Genomic DNA, 14,570 nt, shown 5'->3' with positions numbered 1-14,570 from the left:
GAAACGGCATAGGCCTTATATAGTCGGGTTGCAAACCTGAACAGTCACGCGCACCGACAATCGCGCGCGGTATGTTCGGCCTGGAAATGACATTTCGCCATTCGGTGCCGATGTACCGCGTTCAAGAAGTGGAGTTGGATATGTCCCATAGAGCAAAGTCTCGCGTTGCCACCGCCTCTCTCGCTGCTGAATATCTGTCCACCAGACAACTGGCCCGCGCTTTCTGGTTTGTTGGTCTTGCGCTGATCGGAACGGCTGTTCTTGCCATTTCTGCCAAGATCAAGGTTGATCTGGTCTACGTCAATGTGACGATGCAGACCTTCGCTCTCTTTGCAATGTCAGCACTTTACGGTTCACGGCTTGCTGTCGCTACCGTCGCTCTTTATCTGCTTGAAGGCGCTCTCGGCATGCCGGTCTTCACCGGAACGCCGGAAAAAGGCATCGGTCTTGCCTATATGGTCGGCCCGACGGGTGGTTACCTGCTCTCTTATCTCGCTGCGGCATGGATTGTCGGGCGTGCTGCCGATAAGGGGCTGGCGCGTAATCCTTTCGCTCTCGGCGGCGCAATGTTGCTCGCCGAAGCCGTCATTCTTGTGATGGGAGCAGGCTGGATGGCCTATCTCTTCGGTCTTGAAAAAGCCATTGCCTTCGGCTTCGGCGCCTTTATCGTCGGTGATCTGGTGAAACTCGCACTCGCCGCCTGCGGTGTGCCAGCGGTGATGTCGCTTCTGAAGCGCTGAATTTTTAAAAGTTTGCTTGATGGAAGCCGGGTCTTTGCCCGGCTTCTTTTGTTTCGGTTGAAACTGCTTCGCAATTGACAGGAGGTCCATCGCCAAGCTTTGTCGCTATAAGCAATCTGATTTTACGGGGAGGATGATTTGCACATCGAAACTCTGGTGGTCGAACCGCTGACAAAGGACACCTTTGCGCCATTTGGCGATGTCATCGAGACGGAAGGAGCCGAGCTTCGCCTGATCAACAATGGCACCACGGAGCGGTATCACGATCTCGCCCGTGTCGAAGCTGCCGGCACTGAAGCAAGGGTTCTCGTCAATATCTTTCGGGGACAGTCGTTCGAGGCACCAATCGATATCGTCATGATGGAACGCCATCCTTTCGGCTCGCAGGCATTCATTCCGTTAAACGGCAGGCCGTTCCTTGTGGTGGTCGCCGAAGATGCCGGCGGCAAGCCTGCTCGTCCGCGTGTTTTCCTTGCGCGCGGTGATCAGGGCGTCAATTATCTGCGCAATGTGTGGCACCACCCGCTACTGGCGCTTGAGCAGAAATCCGATTTTCTGATTGTCGACCGGGCAGGCAAGGAAGACAATCTGGAGGAGTTTTTCTTCTCCGATACCGCCTACCGCATTGAAACGACGCAACCTGCCTGAGTTTTATCGAGGGATATTATGGGTAAACTTTCCACACATGTTCTCGACACTGCCCACGGCAGTCCAGCGGCGGCGATGCGCATTGAGCTTTATCGTATTGCCACAAACGGCGTTTCTGAACTCCTCAAGCGGACGGTGACCAATCTCGACGGACGCACGGACGCGCCTTTGCTTTCCGGCGATGAATTGCGCATCGGCACTTACGAGTTGCAGTTCCATGTTGCCGAATATTTTGAGGGACGCGGTGCGGAACAGGCTAACCCGCCTTTCCTCGACCTCATTCCGATCCGCTTCGCAATTGCCGATTCTGACGGCAATTACCATGTGCCATTGCTTGTCAGCCCGTGGTCATATTCGACCTATCGCGGAAGCTGATCCAGACTTATCCTCTTGACGAGCAGACCCATTAGACTCCTCGCACCATCCATTGCGAGGAGTTGTTCATGGACCAAACCCCAAATCTGAAGTTACCCTATATCCTGCCCAGCCAGGCGCAGAAACATGTCACCCACAATGAGGCGTTGCGGCTGCTCGATGCCGTCGTGCATCTGAGCGTCAGATCGCGGTTCCGAGCCGAAGCGCCCGAAACACCTCTCGGCGGAGATCGCTATCTCGTGGCTGCAGCGGCTGCCGGGGCATGGGTCGGAAAAGACGGCGCAATTGCATCTTTCATTGATGGCGGATGGCTGTTCGTTACGCCGGCGATCGGCTGGCAGGCCTATGTCGAGGACGAAGCACAACTGCTGGTTTTCGACGGCGCACTCTGGAAGGGCGTTTCGTCGGTCCCGGAGAGCCTGTCCTTGTCCATGCTGGGCGTTCATGCCATTGCCGATACGGTCAACCGCCTCGCCATCTCGTCGGATGCCAGCCTGTTCAACAATGCCGGTGCAGGACATCAGGTGAAGGTTAACAAGCAAACGGTCACGGATACGGCAAGCCTTCTGTATCAGACGAACTGGACCGGTTTTGCCGAAATGGGGCTGAACGGCAGCAACGATTTCAGTGTGAAGGTGAGCAGCGACGCAGGACAATGGCGAGAGGCGATAAGGATAGATCACGCGACCGGCAATGTTGCAGTGGGCTCGATCTGGCCACAAACCCGGCTTCACGTTGACGGCCCAATCCGTCCTGCGTCCTATGCCGTTACAGCGCTACCTTCTGCCGGAAGCCATGGTGCGGGTGCAATGGTTTTTGTCCCCAATGCCCCATCCGGTGCGGAAATGGTCTATTCGGATGGCACGAACTGGCGAAGCATTCGCAGTGACATCATAATCGCCTAGGGCATAATCCGACCGGAGTGAAACGAGGATCAATAGGATTATGCGTTGGACGGAAAAGCTCAGAGCACGGATATGATCCAGTCAGATTGAAACGCGCTCTAATGAAGGGTGCGGCGGATTGGCCCGCACGACTGCCAAAATACTGTTTACGGGCCGTAATTTCGTCAAAAGATGTTTGTTAAGCCCTCGCAACGGCAATTGATATAGTTCTGCCGGAGGACTCATGTTAACGGTGGCGGGAAATTAGAATTCTTCGCAGCTATACCGCATCGAAAGCCGCGAAGGGATTGACTAAACTTTAGTCCCCAATAGTAGTATAAACAGCCTTATGGCGCTGGAATCGTTCCGGTATTTCTCTCTAATAGAGAGCGGGATAACACGCGTATGAGTTTGAAATATCCATGGCAGAGATTGGCGCTTTTGCCCCGCGCCAGCAAACAGATCATTCTGATGCTGAGCGACTGTATTTTGCTGCTGCTGAGTGCCTATCTCGCTTTTGTTATACGTCTCGGTTTCGTTTTTGTGCCGAACGAAGGACAAACGTTCCTGATTTTCATCGCGCCTATTCTGGCAATTCCGGTTTTTGTCCGTTTCGGACTTTATCGTGCCATTATCCGCTATCTCGCGGAACGCGCGATCTGGCCGATTTTTCAAGCGACTGCTATTGGTTCGCTGTTCTGGGTCGCGCTCGTATTCCTCATGGAACTTTATGGCAGCACAGGTCTGCCGCGTTCTGTCCCCTTGCTTTACTGGCTTTTGAGTACGGTTTTCATCTCCGCCAGCCGTTTCGGTGCGAAATGGCTTCTGCGTAGTTCCGAGTCGGACAAACGGTATACAAGTTCCGCATTGATCATCGGCGTTGGTGAGCCCGCTCGCCAGTTGGCAACGGCGCTTCGCAGCCATAGCGACACATTGGTTGTCGGCTTTGTCGATCCTGATGGCCAGCTCAACGGTATGGATATTATTGGGTTGCGTGTCTATGGGGTGGAAGACATTCCCGCGCTGATCGACAATTACGGTATCAAGCAGGTGGTTGTGTCCGAGCCGGCGCTGGAACAGAAACAGCGTCAGGATTTCGCGCGCCTTCTGGGGCGTCTTCCGGTCAATACGCGCATTCTCCCGCCGATCGCCGATCTGACGGCAGGCAAATATCTGGTCAGTTCTCTTCGCAATGTGGAGATCGATGATCTGCTTGGCCGTTCACCTGTGCCTCCGGATGCAGCTCTCCTGCGAGAAGTGGTAGAAGGCCGGCATATCATGGTGACGGGAGCCGGAGGCTCCATCGGCAGTCAGCTCTGTCGCACCATTTCGCAATGGAACCCCGCCTGCGTGGTCTTGTTCGAATCCAGCGAATTCGCACTTTACAATATAGACAGGCAGTTGAGACAGATAGCCAGTTGCGAAATCGTGCCAATCCTGGGTTCGGTCCGAGACCGGGCCTGTGTCGAAAAAGCCATTCGCGATTACAATGTCGATACGGTCTATCATTGCGCAGCTTACAAGCACGTGCCTCTCGTAGAGAAGAATCCGCTAATCGGTATCTTCAACAATGTTTTCGGTACATTGGAAGTGGCACAGGCTGCACTCAACACAGACGTTGAACGGATGGTGCTCATCTCGTCCGATAAAGCGGTGCGGCCTACGAATGTGATGGGTGCAACCAAGCGTTGGGCCGAACTGGTCGTTTATTATTGCGGTAAGCTCGCCGAACAATCCGGAAAAAAGAAGGCTTTTTATTCCGTCCGTTTTGGCAATGTGCTTGGGTCGAACGGTTCGGTGGTTCCGCTTTTCCGCGAACAGATTGCCGATGGCGGTCCGATTACGCTGACGCATGACGATATGACCCGCTATTTCATGTCGATCAAGGAAGCAGCCGAGCTTATCGTACAGTCAGGCGGCATCGCCGAATCCGGCGACACGGTTCTGCTGGAGATGGGCGAGCCGGTGAAGATTCGCGATCTGGCCGAGAATATGATCCTGCTGGCAGGTCTGACCGTCCGGAGTAACGAGAACCCGCACGGTGATATCGCCATTGAAGTGACAGGGATTCGTGAAGGCGAGAAGATGTACGAAGAACTCTTCTATGATCCTTCACAGGCAAAGTCGACACGGCACCCGAAGATCATGCGCGCCCCGCAGGGGAAGAAGGCCGCGGTAGATGTTCCAGCCAGCCTCACGGCACTGCGTATTGCCATGGAAAGCGGTGACGTCGATGCTGTCCGCAAGATTCTGTTCGACGTTATAGCTTCCTGAAGCGTCCGCGAAAATCCAGCAACAAAACCAGCGTCGCCACCACGCCCACAAGCAGGAAGGCGACCTGGGTGATTGTGTGATCCAGCGCGAGCAACGCTGTGGCACAGGCAATGAGAATCAGATTCAGGAACGCCACGTGGCCGACGACCTTCGGCACGCTCCAGCCGGAGCGCTTCGCCGTCTGATAGGCGTGCTTGGAATGCGCCTTCAGGATATTCTCGCCCTGGCCCAAACGCATCACGATGGTCGTACCTGCATCGAGAATGTAATAAAGCGGCAGGATCAGCGCGACGGTGATATGTGTTTCGCGCGCGAGCAGGATCAGTGCAGTGCCCGTGATCAAACCGAGCGGCAAGCTTCCTGAATCACCTAGAAAGACCGTTGCCGGTGGACGATTGAAGAGGGCAAAGCCAAGAATCCCACCGGCTGCGATGATGCCGATGCCGCCGCTTTCCAGCCCGGCCAGACCGAGCGCGGCCAGAATGCCGATGCCAGCCAGTGGCAGCCCTATGCCCGCTGCGGTCATGAGGTCGAGACCGTCCATGAAGTTGGTGACGTTGATTGCGACCACCAGTGCAAAGACAATCAGCGTCGCTTCAAGCCAGTGAGGCAGGAGCTCGGGTAGCAGCCGAAATTCCGGTCCCAGGCCATAAATAACCAGTCCGGCGGCGACGAATTGTGATCCCAGCCGGATGATTTCCGAAAGCTCATAGCGGTCATCTAACCCGCCGATGATCCAGAGCAGCAACGAGGCTCCGGAAAGGAAAAGCGCCAGACGTGCATTGACTTCAAGATCAGGGGCGAAGATCAGCAGCGTCACGATGATTGAAGGAATGAGCGCCAGCCCGCCGATCTGTCGTGCTACTGTCGTATGGTTGGACCGCGAACTCATCCGTGCCGCGAGAAAGCGCGCGGGTAACAACCGGTTCAGCAGATAGAGACCGATGCCGCACAAGGTGGCGCTGACGAGAAACGAAATTAACAAAAACAGCATAGCGAATACCGAAAATACACCCATCTACAGGAAGTAGCAGCTTTGGGGCTGGACGCAAATCGGCGCTTTCAATTTGAGGAACTGGCGACGGCAATATGTGGTTGAAAAGGTTTTTCACAGAGCCTGTTAGCTTGCGCGGGATTTCGCTATTAGGCGATTGCGCTTGGGTTTCGAAGCGGTTATAAGGCCGCGCAACCGATTGCTTCGGTTTGATTTGTTGGGGCGTAGCCAAGCGGTAAGGCACCGGTTTTTGGTACCGGCATTCCCTGGTTCGAATCCAGGCGCCCCAGCCATGAAATGTAAGTGAAATCTAAGGCTTATTTATTTCACTCAAGTTTCCCTCTGGCTGGGAATCCTCATTATTTTCATATTCGCCGGATGTGCACTTCACTGTGGCACAGAGCTATGACACATGCCGATTCTTGTGAATTGCGGTTTCGTGTCGGCTCCAGATGACGGATACCCGCACTGACCTGCCACTGAGCTTTCATCCGGCTGCAATTAGAGAACCGGCATTTTTGATAGGCCGAATGGCGCGGTGGTAGCAATCGGCGGAAACGCGTAGGCTTCATTTTACGTAGCGTTAGAGCCGGTTGCGGCGATGGATCCAGCATAGACCGCCGGTGTTTGGTATCCGAGCGACGAGTGTGGCCGGAAATTGTTATAATCGTCGGCCCATTGGGCGATTGCGCTCCGGGCGTGATCGAGGCCGAAGAACAGGCTTTCCTGGCGCGATATAGTGCCACTCAACCTTGTGATCCTTCGACCAAGCAAAGATCGCATTTGGGGTGAGTTCCGTGCCGTTGTCCGAACAACCATGCCGGGCTTGCCGCGTCGTTCGATGAGCGCTGTGAGTTCTCGGGCAACGCGACGTACTGAGATTGATGTATCGGGGATTGCCGCCAGACATTCCCGCGTCACATCATCGACGACATTAAGCACGCGAAATCGTCGTCCGCAGGCGAGTTGGTCGTGGACGAAATCCAATGACCAACGTGCATTGGCCTTCGCTTCGACCAGTATCGGCGCACGTGAACCCACAGCACGCCGCCTCGCTTTGCGCTTGCGAACGGAAAGACCTTCCTCGCGATACAGCCGGTAGATGCGGTTGACGCCGGACGGCTCTCCATCCCATCGAAGCAGGATGAACAGCCTCCGATACCCGAAACGTCGCCGCTCATTGGCGAGATCGCGCAACTTTGCTCGCAATTCGACCTCCGGCGGTCGGCAGGACCGATAGCGGATCATCTTGCGATCAGCCGACATAATCTGGCAGGCCCGTCGCTCCGAAAGACCCATTATGTCCTTTAGATGTGCAACGGCGTCACGCTTGGCGGCAGGCCCTACCATTTTTTTGCGAGAAGCGCGCGAAGTGCGGCCACATCCAGCATCTGTTCGGCCACCTGCTCCTTCAGCACCGCAATAATCTGCTCTTCCGTAAATCGCTGCTTCTTCATTCGTCCGTCCTGTCATGGGCCGGACTCTAATCTATTCTGGAGGAAATTCTCAGTGGCAGGTCAAACGCTGTATGAATTGACCACCTTCAATGGGATGGATTGGCGTGCTCTAGCTGATTAAATACTGTGGGCTCTTGAGAACAGAAATGATCTGTTAACAGCACAACATGGGTTTTACGAAAGCGTGTTGAAGCAGAGAAGCTGACGGCACGTAGCGCGGGACCATCTGGATCTCCTTGGAGTTTTAGCACAGGATCAACGAGGCAACGCAGAATGAATACGATGGAAGAATTTAAAAAATCATCAGCAGATTTTCATGCATCGTGCGGAGTGCTTGAACGCGCACTGGTTCGTAAAGTTTGAAGGCGCGCGAAAGGTTGGAGAATTGGCATAGACATTCCAATGAGGATCGTTCTCATTCGGCAATCGGATATAACATGCCGATTGCCTTGCATAATCCCGGTGGCGTCATCAGCTCGCCATTGGGATGAGAGCCGGAAACTCTAATTCCGGGCGGTCCAATCTCGGGATTAAGTGCTCATACAGACAAAAGACGCTCCTAAGTGCGGGAGGGACTCTGAGGATCGGTCACATAAGCAGAATTAACCGTCGACATCTAGAGTGACACCGTCAGGTTATGCGCAGTCAACAATACACTTGATGCTTAATGCATGGAATGGGTCGACTTTATCCTCCGGTGCGGCTATAGAGCTCGAAATTTGTGACGTCGGGGGTATAAGCGCCATTGGTGCAGAAAAATTGATTAAGTCTCTAATGGAGAAAGTAATGACTAAGAAAGTCGCCCTCATAACAGGAATAACTGGCCAAGATGGCGCTTACTTGGCAGAGTTCCTGCTGGGTAAAGGCTATTCTGTGCATGGGGTTCGTCGGCGAACCTCGTTATTCAACACTGATAGAATTGATCATCTCTATAGCGACCCGCATGATACAGGCAATGATCTGACCTTGCATCATGGCGACCTGACGGATTCCTCGAGCCTAATGCGCATTATCCAGCTTGTGCAACCGGACGAGATTTATAACCTTGCCGCACAAAGTCACGTTGCGGTCTCGTTTGAAGAGCCGGAGTATACCGCGAATTCCGATGCGCTTGGTGCGCTTAGAATTCTTGAAGCTATCCGCATTCTTGGTTTGACCCAAAAAACGCGTTTCTATCAGGCATCCACTTCCGAGCTTTACGGGCTGGTTCAGGAAATTCCTCAGAAAGAAACGACGCCGTTTTATCCCCGGTCTCCTTATGCTGTTGCCAAGATGTACGCATACTGGATTACGGTGAACTATCGTGAAGCCTACGGCATCTATGCGTGCAACGGAATATTGTTCAACCATGAGTCGCCGAACCGTGGTGAAACCTTTGTGACGCGCAAGATCACACGGGCATTGGCGCGGATTAAGCTTGGCACTCAGAAAACACTGTTTCTTGGCAACCTCGACGCGCTTCGTGATTGGGGTCATGCGCGGGACTACGTGGAAATGCAGTGGCTGATGCTTCAGCAGGAGCAGGCCGAAGACTTCGTGATCGCGACTGGTGAACAGCATTCGGTAAGAGAGTTTGTTGAACTCGCTGCGGCCGAACTGGGCATTTCCATTCGCTGGGAAGGCGAAGGCGTGGATGAAAAGGGATATGATGTAGCCACCGGCGAATGCATCGTTGCCGTAGATCCCCGCTATTTCCGTCCCGCCGAGGTGGAAACACTGCTGGGTGATGCATCGAAGGCAAAGGCGAAGCTTGGCTGGTCCCCTGCAACGAGTTTCAGCGAACTGGTGCAAGAGATGGCGGCGGAAGATCTGAAGTCCGCCGAACGTGAAAAATTCCTCAATGAAAACGGCTACCAGTCCGCTGTGCGTCGAGATTGATCATGTCAAGAATTCCAGTATATGAGCCTCACCTTGGAGGCAATGTATCCCAGTATGTCAATGAGTGCCTGACGACCGGCTGGATATCTTCTCGCGGCCAGTTCATTTCGAAGTTCGAATCCGCTTTCGCCGACTATGTCGGCGCAAGCTCGGCCACCTCGGTGGCCAACGGAACGGTCGCTATCCATTTGGCTTTGGAAGCGCTTGGAATTGGTCAGGGCGACGAGGTAATCGTCCCCAGTTTCACATATATCGCTTCCGTTAACACGATTATGCAAACTGGCGCCAAGCCCGTGTTCGTGGATTCTCTGAGTAATACACTTCAGGTCGATCCAGCCTCAATTCGCGCTGCAATAACACCGCAGACAAAAGCTGTGATGGCTGTTCATCTGTATGGTCATCCGTGCGATATGGATGCCATTGTCAAAATCTGTAGCGAACACAATCTTCTGCTTGTTGAAGATTGTGCGGAAGCTTTCGGTACATACTGGAAAGACCAGCACGTCGGAACCTTTGGTGATGCCGCAAGCTTTAGCTTCTTCGGTAACAAGACCATTACAACCGGCGAAGGCGGGATGGTGCTGGTTCGTGATCCATCGGCAATGGAGAGAGCGAGGCGCCTTAAAAGTCAGGGTGTGTCGGCAACGCGCGAATATTGGCACGATATGCTGGCGTTCAACTATCGCATGACAAATATCGAAGCGGCAATCGGTCTCGCTCAACTGGAGATGGCCGACACTCTTCTTGAGAAGAAAAAACAGGTTGCTGAATTCTACACACGCCGCCTGTCAGGATTGCCGCTGAGGACGCACGATTTTCAGGGTGAGGGCAAGCATTCGTACTGGATGTGTTCCATCATCCTGAACGACGCGGCAGATAGGGATCCGTTGCGGAAGCAACTGGCCGATCAGGAAGTCGAAACCCGACCGTTCTTCCCGATGGCGCATCTGATGCCTCACTGTGCAACGAACCAATTGTTTCCTATCGGTGAGGATTTAAGCCTGAAGGGTGTCAACCTGCCGAGTTATCCGGGGCTTACCGAGCCACAGCTAAATCATATTTGCGACACCATCTGTCAATATTTCGATCACAAGAAAAGTTGAGTTTTGAAAGTGAGCTTTTGAATGGAATACGCCAGAGGTATATGGGCCGCCCGTTATTTTTGGTTCCATTTGGTTTTATCTGATCTCCGCGCACGCTGGCGGAGATCATTCTTTGGCATATTTTGGTCTATGCTTCAGCCATTGGGGCTGACCATCCTGATATCCATCGTATTCAGCCAGATATTCAATTCGACGCTGGCCGAGTATGCGCCCTATATTCTGTCGGGTGTGATTATATGGGAATACATTGCCTTTAATGTAACCGGCGGCTCAATGGCCTTTGTGCAGGCTGATGCTTATATCAAGCAGACGAAACATCCCTTGGCGATCTATACGCTAAGAAATGTACTGTCCGGCCTTATCATATTGGCTGTTGCGTCGGTGAGTTTGATTGGCTGGGTTCTGGTCGTAATGCCCCAAAATTTTGGTTGGTGCTGGCTTGCTGCGTTGACGATTTTTCCCATACTTGCAGTATTTGTTTGGCCGTGGGCGACCATAATGGCATATTTTTCCACCCGGTTTCGAGATTTGCCTCATGCTCTGGGGCTGATGTTACAGGCGATATGGTTTGTGTCTCCTGTTTACTTTGAAGATTCCATCTTCAGGCGTGGTAATCTACACGCTCTGCTGGATTACAATCCGATCTATCATCTTTTACAGATCGTGCGCGCGCCATTATTACACGGTGAGTGGCCAACACTGACGAATTACATGTGGTGTTTCGGAACGGCATTGGTGTTTTCGTTGATCGCTATTGCTGTGGGGCGCAAAGCAGAAAAGCGGGTAATATTTTATCTATGACAAATCGTATCGAACTTAGGGACGTCAATCTTCATTATGCGTCCGTTGCATTTAAAGAGCGATCCATCAAAACCATGCTGTCGTCTGTGTTGACGCCGGGGAATGGGATAAAAATCGCTGATATCCACGCTTTGAAGGGGGTCAACCTCACTATTCATCCCGGAGAACGTGTTGGTCTGCTGGGTCACAACGGGGCGGGCAAGAGCACGTTTCTGAAGATGCTCGCAGGTCTGTATCCTATATCGTCCGGTTTGCGAACGGTAGAAGGCACAGTACGTTCTCTATTTGATATCAGTCTTGGGTTTGAACCGGATGCGAGCGGTCGTGAAAATATTCTCTACCGTGGGCTGCTTCTTGGATTGACGCCTAAATATATGAAGTCGATTCAGTCCGAGATTATTGAATTTGCCGATATCGGCGAGTTTATCGATTATCCTATCAAGACCTATTCGGCCGGTATGCAAGTGCGTCTGGCATTTGCAATTTCGACGTCGGTCGGCGGGGACATTCTGCTGCTTGACGAGGTTATCGGGGCGGGCGATGCGAACTTTATGGGTAAAGCCCGGCAACGTATCACTGACCTGATCGAAAAAGCAGAAATATTAGTTCTTGCCTCCCATGATTTTTCAACGCTGCGCTCGATTTGCACGCGCGGATTGGTTTTTCATCATGGTGAAGTGATATTTGATGGTGAAATGGACAAGGCAATCGAACGTTACAAAGAGGCAAACAACCTCTGATTCTATTGCCTTTTATTGAAATGACTGGGACATTCGCTTCTGCATAACGAGTGCCAATTGACATTGTAATAGGGTTCTGACGCAATCTCAATGACATCGGCGGCTCCGACGATACCCGCCTTGATCAGGCGGAGTTGCCCACGCCCGTATACTTGCCGTTTGATGAGCTTGAGCATGGTGATTTGGCCTTCTGTCTGACCGCTGGACCATTGTGAGGTGATTGGATTATGAACCGCGGCTCTGTCGTGGATGGTGCCGTTGGCGAATGACGCGACGAGGCTTTCGCCGCACGGTCGCTTCCGATTTCCAGATCATCCTTAGACTTGCGGAGCAGCACGCTGTGAAAACTCTCGATGACATCCCTGGCCTTGACAAGGTCTGGTTGTCGCTCCTCGATTGCGGCGACCGTCACGGACTGAGCCTTGGTCAGATCGTTGCGTTGAAGGGTGATCAAACAAACGATGGTAGGTGCAGCGGGAGCACATCAGGCTACGGCGGACGAACCGGATGGAGCGTATAGGTGGCGAACAGTAGTCCTTGGCCACAAACCCTCAACACGAACGTTCCAAGTCGTTCACGCGGCGGACTGATCTAGAGCATATTCCGACCGGAGTGAAACGAGGATCGATAAGATTATTCTTGAAATAGAAGAAGTTAGAGCGCCAATCAGATCGGAACGCGCTCTAATGACTTGGGACGTTGCAATGCCGAACAATGATGCCGAGCTCGTCACAGAATATGCTAAGGGTTTTGAGGTTTATTGCATACGTGATCTATATCTTCGAATGCTTTGTCGATAACGGAGAAATCGCCGCCCGTGTCAAGATGCCAACTCTGAGCTCGCGACCCAACTTGACGGTAGCATCGCCCAATCCCACGCTGATCTCTTTCAGCGACACCTCCATCCCTGCATATATTACTCCGCGGCTGTTCCTCTCAAGGCTTGAGGCTATTTACCCGGATATTGTTCCCAAAATTTCATAATTGTGAGGAACAATTACTTAATTGGCTAGTCAGAGACCGGCTTGCTACAATATTTAGTCTGCGAGATGTCACTCCAGAGGGTCGTATTCTGGATAAAGGTACGGCTCCTGCCGGGATGAAGTGGCTTCCTGGTTGCTCGGTGCGTTGTTCTGGACACGTATGTCGAATTGATTCCGTTGCTGACCCGTCATCGGCGAATAATGCTGGATGTCTCCTGCTACGCTGGGAGACGGAAAAGGGGATCTGGAGATTGGCATTGTTAGTCTCCTTTTTTGTCTCTTGGACAAGACCAACTGTGGCTTCATTCCGTTACCATTTGCCGATAGGCGCTTGATCACTAAAATAAAGCTGTTTGCTATCGGCGAGCATTGCCGCACGTTAAAAATGTAACTGAGCTTGACGAGGAACGAAACTTCCCAAAAAGGAGTACGCCGGCTGCCACCAAACGTGAATTGAGACGAGTGTCCTATCCTTGGGTGTATTCGTTCAAGGCGCGAAGAAAAACGTCTGTGAGTTCACGAGCGCTTTGGCACCAATCGAATCTAGCTGCGTTCGTTTGCGCAGATTTGGCAAGTTGAGCGCGTAGGAAATCGTCCGTTGCCAATTTCGTGAGGCCATCCATGATTGAAGATACCGAGGTTGGATCGATGAGAAGGGCAGCATCCCCTCCTACTTCCGGCATTGAAGACGTATTCGATGTAAGTACGGGTACACCCAACTGATTGGCCTCAATTATCGGGAAGCCGAAACCCTCGTACAGCGAAGGCATCGCAAGAAAGCGTGCATCAAGGTAGAGCTTGCCGAGTTCTTCGTCAGAGACAAATCCGGTCAAACGGACTGATGAAGCAATGTTGAGCCGCGAAATTTCGGTTGTCAGGTCGTTTAATCCCCAGCCTTGCCCGCCTGCTATTACCAGAAGAAGGCGAGATTTGATATCTAGGGACAAGGATGCAAATGCCTCAAGAAGACGTAAGAGGTTCTTTCTCGGCTCCAATGTTCCAACAAAGAGTGCGTATGGTCGATCTAGATCGAACCGTTTCAGGTCTACCGAAATCCGATCAGGGAGGAATGGGGTACATCCGGGATAAACAACGTCGATTTTGTTTTTGGACCATGGGTAGAGTTCAGATATCGACTGTTTTGTTGCACCTGAAACGGCGACGACGCGTTCGGCGCGTTTGATTGCGGGCTTCATAAAGGCCCGTTCGGCCAGCCACCCTTGAAACCGCATTGTAGAGGAGGCGTGCTGCCACACTAAATCGTGTATTGTTACAACCTGCGGGATGCCGCTCACCGGCAGCAACGGAAGGCGGTGGGCCGGACCCCACAAAACATCGATCTTGTCTTCCTTCACCTTTAACGGAAGGTAACTGTTTCCCCAGACGATACGCGATAACGCTCCTTTGAAGCTGGATATATCAACGTTTTCTGCTTGAGGGAGCGCGTTTCGATCATTGGGTGGCTCCGGAAGATATAGATATACCTCGTGTCCAATCTCGGTGAGATGCCGGCTGGTTTCCAATACATAGCGCCCAATGCCTGATAATTTGGGCACCAGATTTCGGGCATCGACACCAATTCTCATAGCTTGCTCTCGCTAGAGCACATCCCATACGGTATGAAACGGTTCTCGGTGGAGATGTGCGATAAATAAAAACAGAACGGTTTCGACGGTTCAGTGCCGACTGAACC

Annotated in this window: 11 protein-coding genes, 1 tRNA gene and 2 pseudogenes; 10 read left to right on the top strand and 4 right to left on the bottom strand. The window is 52.6% G+C overall.

Going from position 1 to position 14,570, the window contains the following annotated elements; translation table 11 throughout:
• Positions 1-140: 140 nt before the first annotated feature.
• The 5 genes from ACYSN1_RS04150 (at position 141) to ACYSN1_RS04130 (ending at position 4,921) form a co-directional block, all read left to right on the top strand.
• Positions 141-740 carry a biotin transporter BioY gene (locus ACYSN1_RS04150; protein WP_461724519.1) on the top strand — a complete coding sequence of 200 codons (600 nt, stop codon included), beginning with the start codon at positions 141-143 and terminating at the stop codon, positions 738-740.
• A gap of 138 nt (positions 741-878) precedes the next feature.
• Positions 879-1,388: an ureidoglycolate lyase gene (locus ACYSN1_RS04145; protein ID WP_461724518.1), complete on the top strand. Its 510-nt coding sequence runs from the start codon at positions 879-881 to the stop codon at positions 1,386-1,388.
• Positions 1,389-1,406: 18 nt separating this feature from the next.
• Complete coding sequence (gene uraH / locus ACYSN1_RS04140) at positions 1,407-1,763, top strand: hydroxyisourate hydrolase (RefSeq protein WP_461724517.1); 357 nt, start codon at positions 1,407-1,409, stop codon at positions 1,761-1,763.
• A 68-nt stretch (positions 1,764-1,831) separates the two neighbouring features.
• The gene (locus tag ACYSN1_RS04135) at positions 1,832-2,668 is read left to right on the top strand and encodes a DUF2793 domain-containing protein (protein WP_461724516.1); all 837 of its coding nucleotides are present in this window, start codon (positions 1,832-1,834) and stop codon (positions 2,666-2,668) included.
• Positions 2,669-3,052: 384 nt separating this feature from the next.
• Positions 3,053-4,921: a polysaccharide biosynthesis protein gene (locus ACYSN1_RS04130; protein WP_461724515.1), complete on the top strand. Its 1,869-nt coding sequence runs from the start codon at positions 3,053-3,055 to the stop codon at positions 4,919-4,921.
• Here ACYSN1_RS04130 and ACYSN1_RS04125 read toward each other — a convergent pair.
• Positions 4,908-5,915 (bottom strand): MraY family glycosyltransferase, encoded by a 1,008-nt coding sequence (locus ACYSN1_RS04125; RefSeq protein ID WP_461724514.1) that lies wholly within the window; start codon positions 5,913-5,915, stop codon positions 4,908-4,910. The genes ACYSN1_RS04130 and ACYSN1_RS04125 overlap by 14 nt on opposite strands.
• 218 nt (positions 5,916-6,133) lie before the next feature.
• Between ACYSN1_RS04125 and ACYSN1_RS04120 the strand changes: the two genes are divergently transcribed.
• Positions 6,134-6,208: transfer RNA gene (locus ACYSN1_RS04120), tRNA-Gln, on the top strand.
• A 280-nt stretch (positions 6,209-6,488) separates the two neighbouring features.
• Here ACYSN1_RS04120 and ACYSN1_RS04115 read toward each other — a convergent pair.
• Both ACYSN1_RS04115 and ACYSN1_RS04110 read right to left on the bottom strand, forming a co-directional pair.
• A pseudogene (locus ACYSN1_RS04115) lies at positions 6,489-6,662 on the bottom strand (integrase core domain-containing protein); the annotation flags it as partial.
• Positions 6,634-7,336: pseudogene (locus ACYSN1_RS04110) on the bottom strand (DDE-type integrase/transposase/recombinase); the annotation flags it as partial. The pseudogenes ACYSN1_RS04115 and ACYSN1_RS04110, both read right to left, overlap by 29 nt.
• Positions 7,337-8,158: 822 nt before the next feature.
• Between ACYSN1_RS04110 and gmd the strand changes: the two are divergent.
• Genes gmd through ACYSN1_RS04090 form a run of 4 tightly spaced genes read left to right on the top strand, consistent with a single transcriptional unit; the run spans position 8,159 to position 11,894 of the window.
• Complete coding sequence (gene gmd, locus ACYSN1_RS04105; RefSeq protein WP_461724513.1) at positions 8,159-9,250, top strand: GDP-mannose 4,6-dehydratase; 1,092 nt, start codon at positions 8,159-8,161, stop codon at positions 9,248-9,250.
• A 2-nt stretch (positions 9,251-9,252) separates the two neighbouring features.
• Positions 9,253-10,353 (top strand): DegT/DnrJ/EryC1/StrS family aminotransferase, encoded by a 1,101-nt coding sequence (locus ACYSN1_RS04100; RefSeq protein ID WP_461724512.1) that lies wholly within the window; start codon positions 9,253-9,255, stop codon positions 10,351-10,353.
• Between the two features lie 21 nt (positions 10,354-10,374).
• Entirely contained in the window at positions 10,375-11,154 is a 780-nt protein-coding gene (locus tag ACYSN1_RS04095; protein ID WP_461724511.1) for an ABC transporter permease, read from the top strand.
• On the top strand, positions 11,151-11,894 hold the full coding sequence (locus ACYSN1_RS04090) for an ABC transporter ATP-binding protein (RefSeq protein WP_461724510.1): 744 nt from the start codon (positions 11,151-11,153) through the stop codon (positions 11,892-11,894). The genes ACYSN1_RS04095 and ACYSN1_RS04090 overlap by 4 nt, the downstream gene beginning before the upstream one ends.
• Positions 11,895-13,344: 1,450 nt before the next feature.
• Here the strand turns inward: ACYSN1_RS04090 and ACYSN1_RS04085 are convergent.
• The gene (locus ACYSN1_RS04085) at positions 13,345-14,463 is read right to left on the bottom strand and encodes a glycosyltransferase family 4 protein (protein WP_461724509.1); all 1,119 of its coding nucleotides are present in this window, start codon (positions 14,461-14,463) and stop codon (positions 13,345-13,347) included.
• Positions 14,464-14,570: the final 107 nt, after the last annotated feature.

This window comes from Brucella sp. LJL56 (assembly GCF_054871705.1).
The sequence above is the reverse complement of the archived record's forward strand: the minus strand, read 5'-3'. Positions and strand labels throughout refer to the sequence as shown.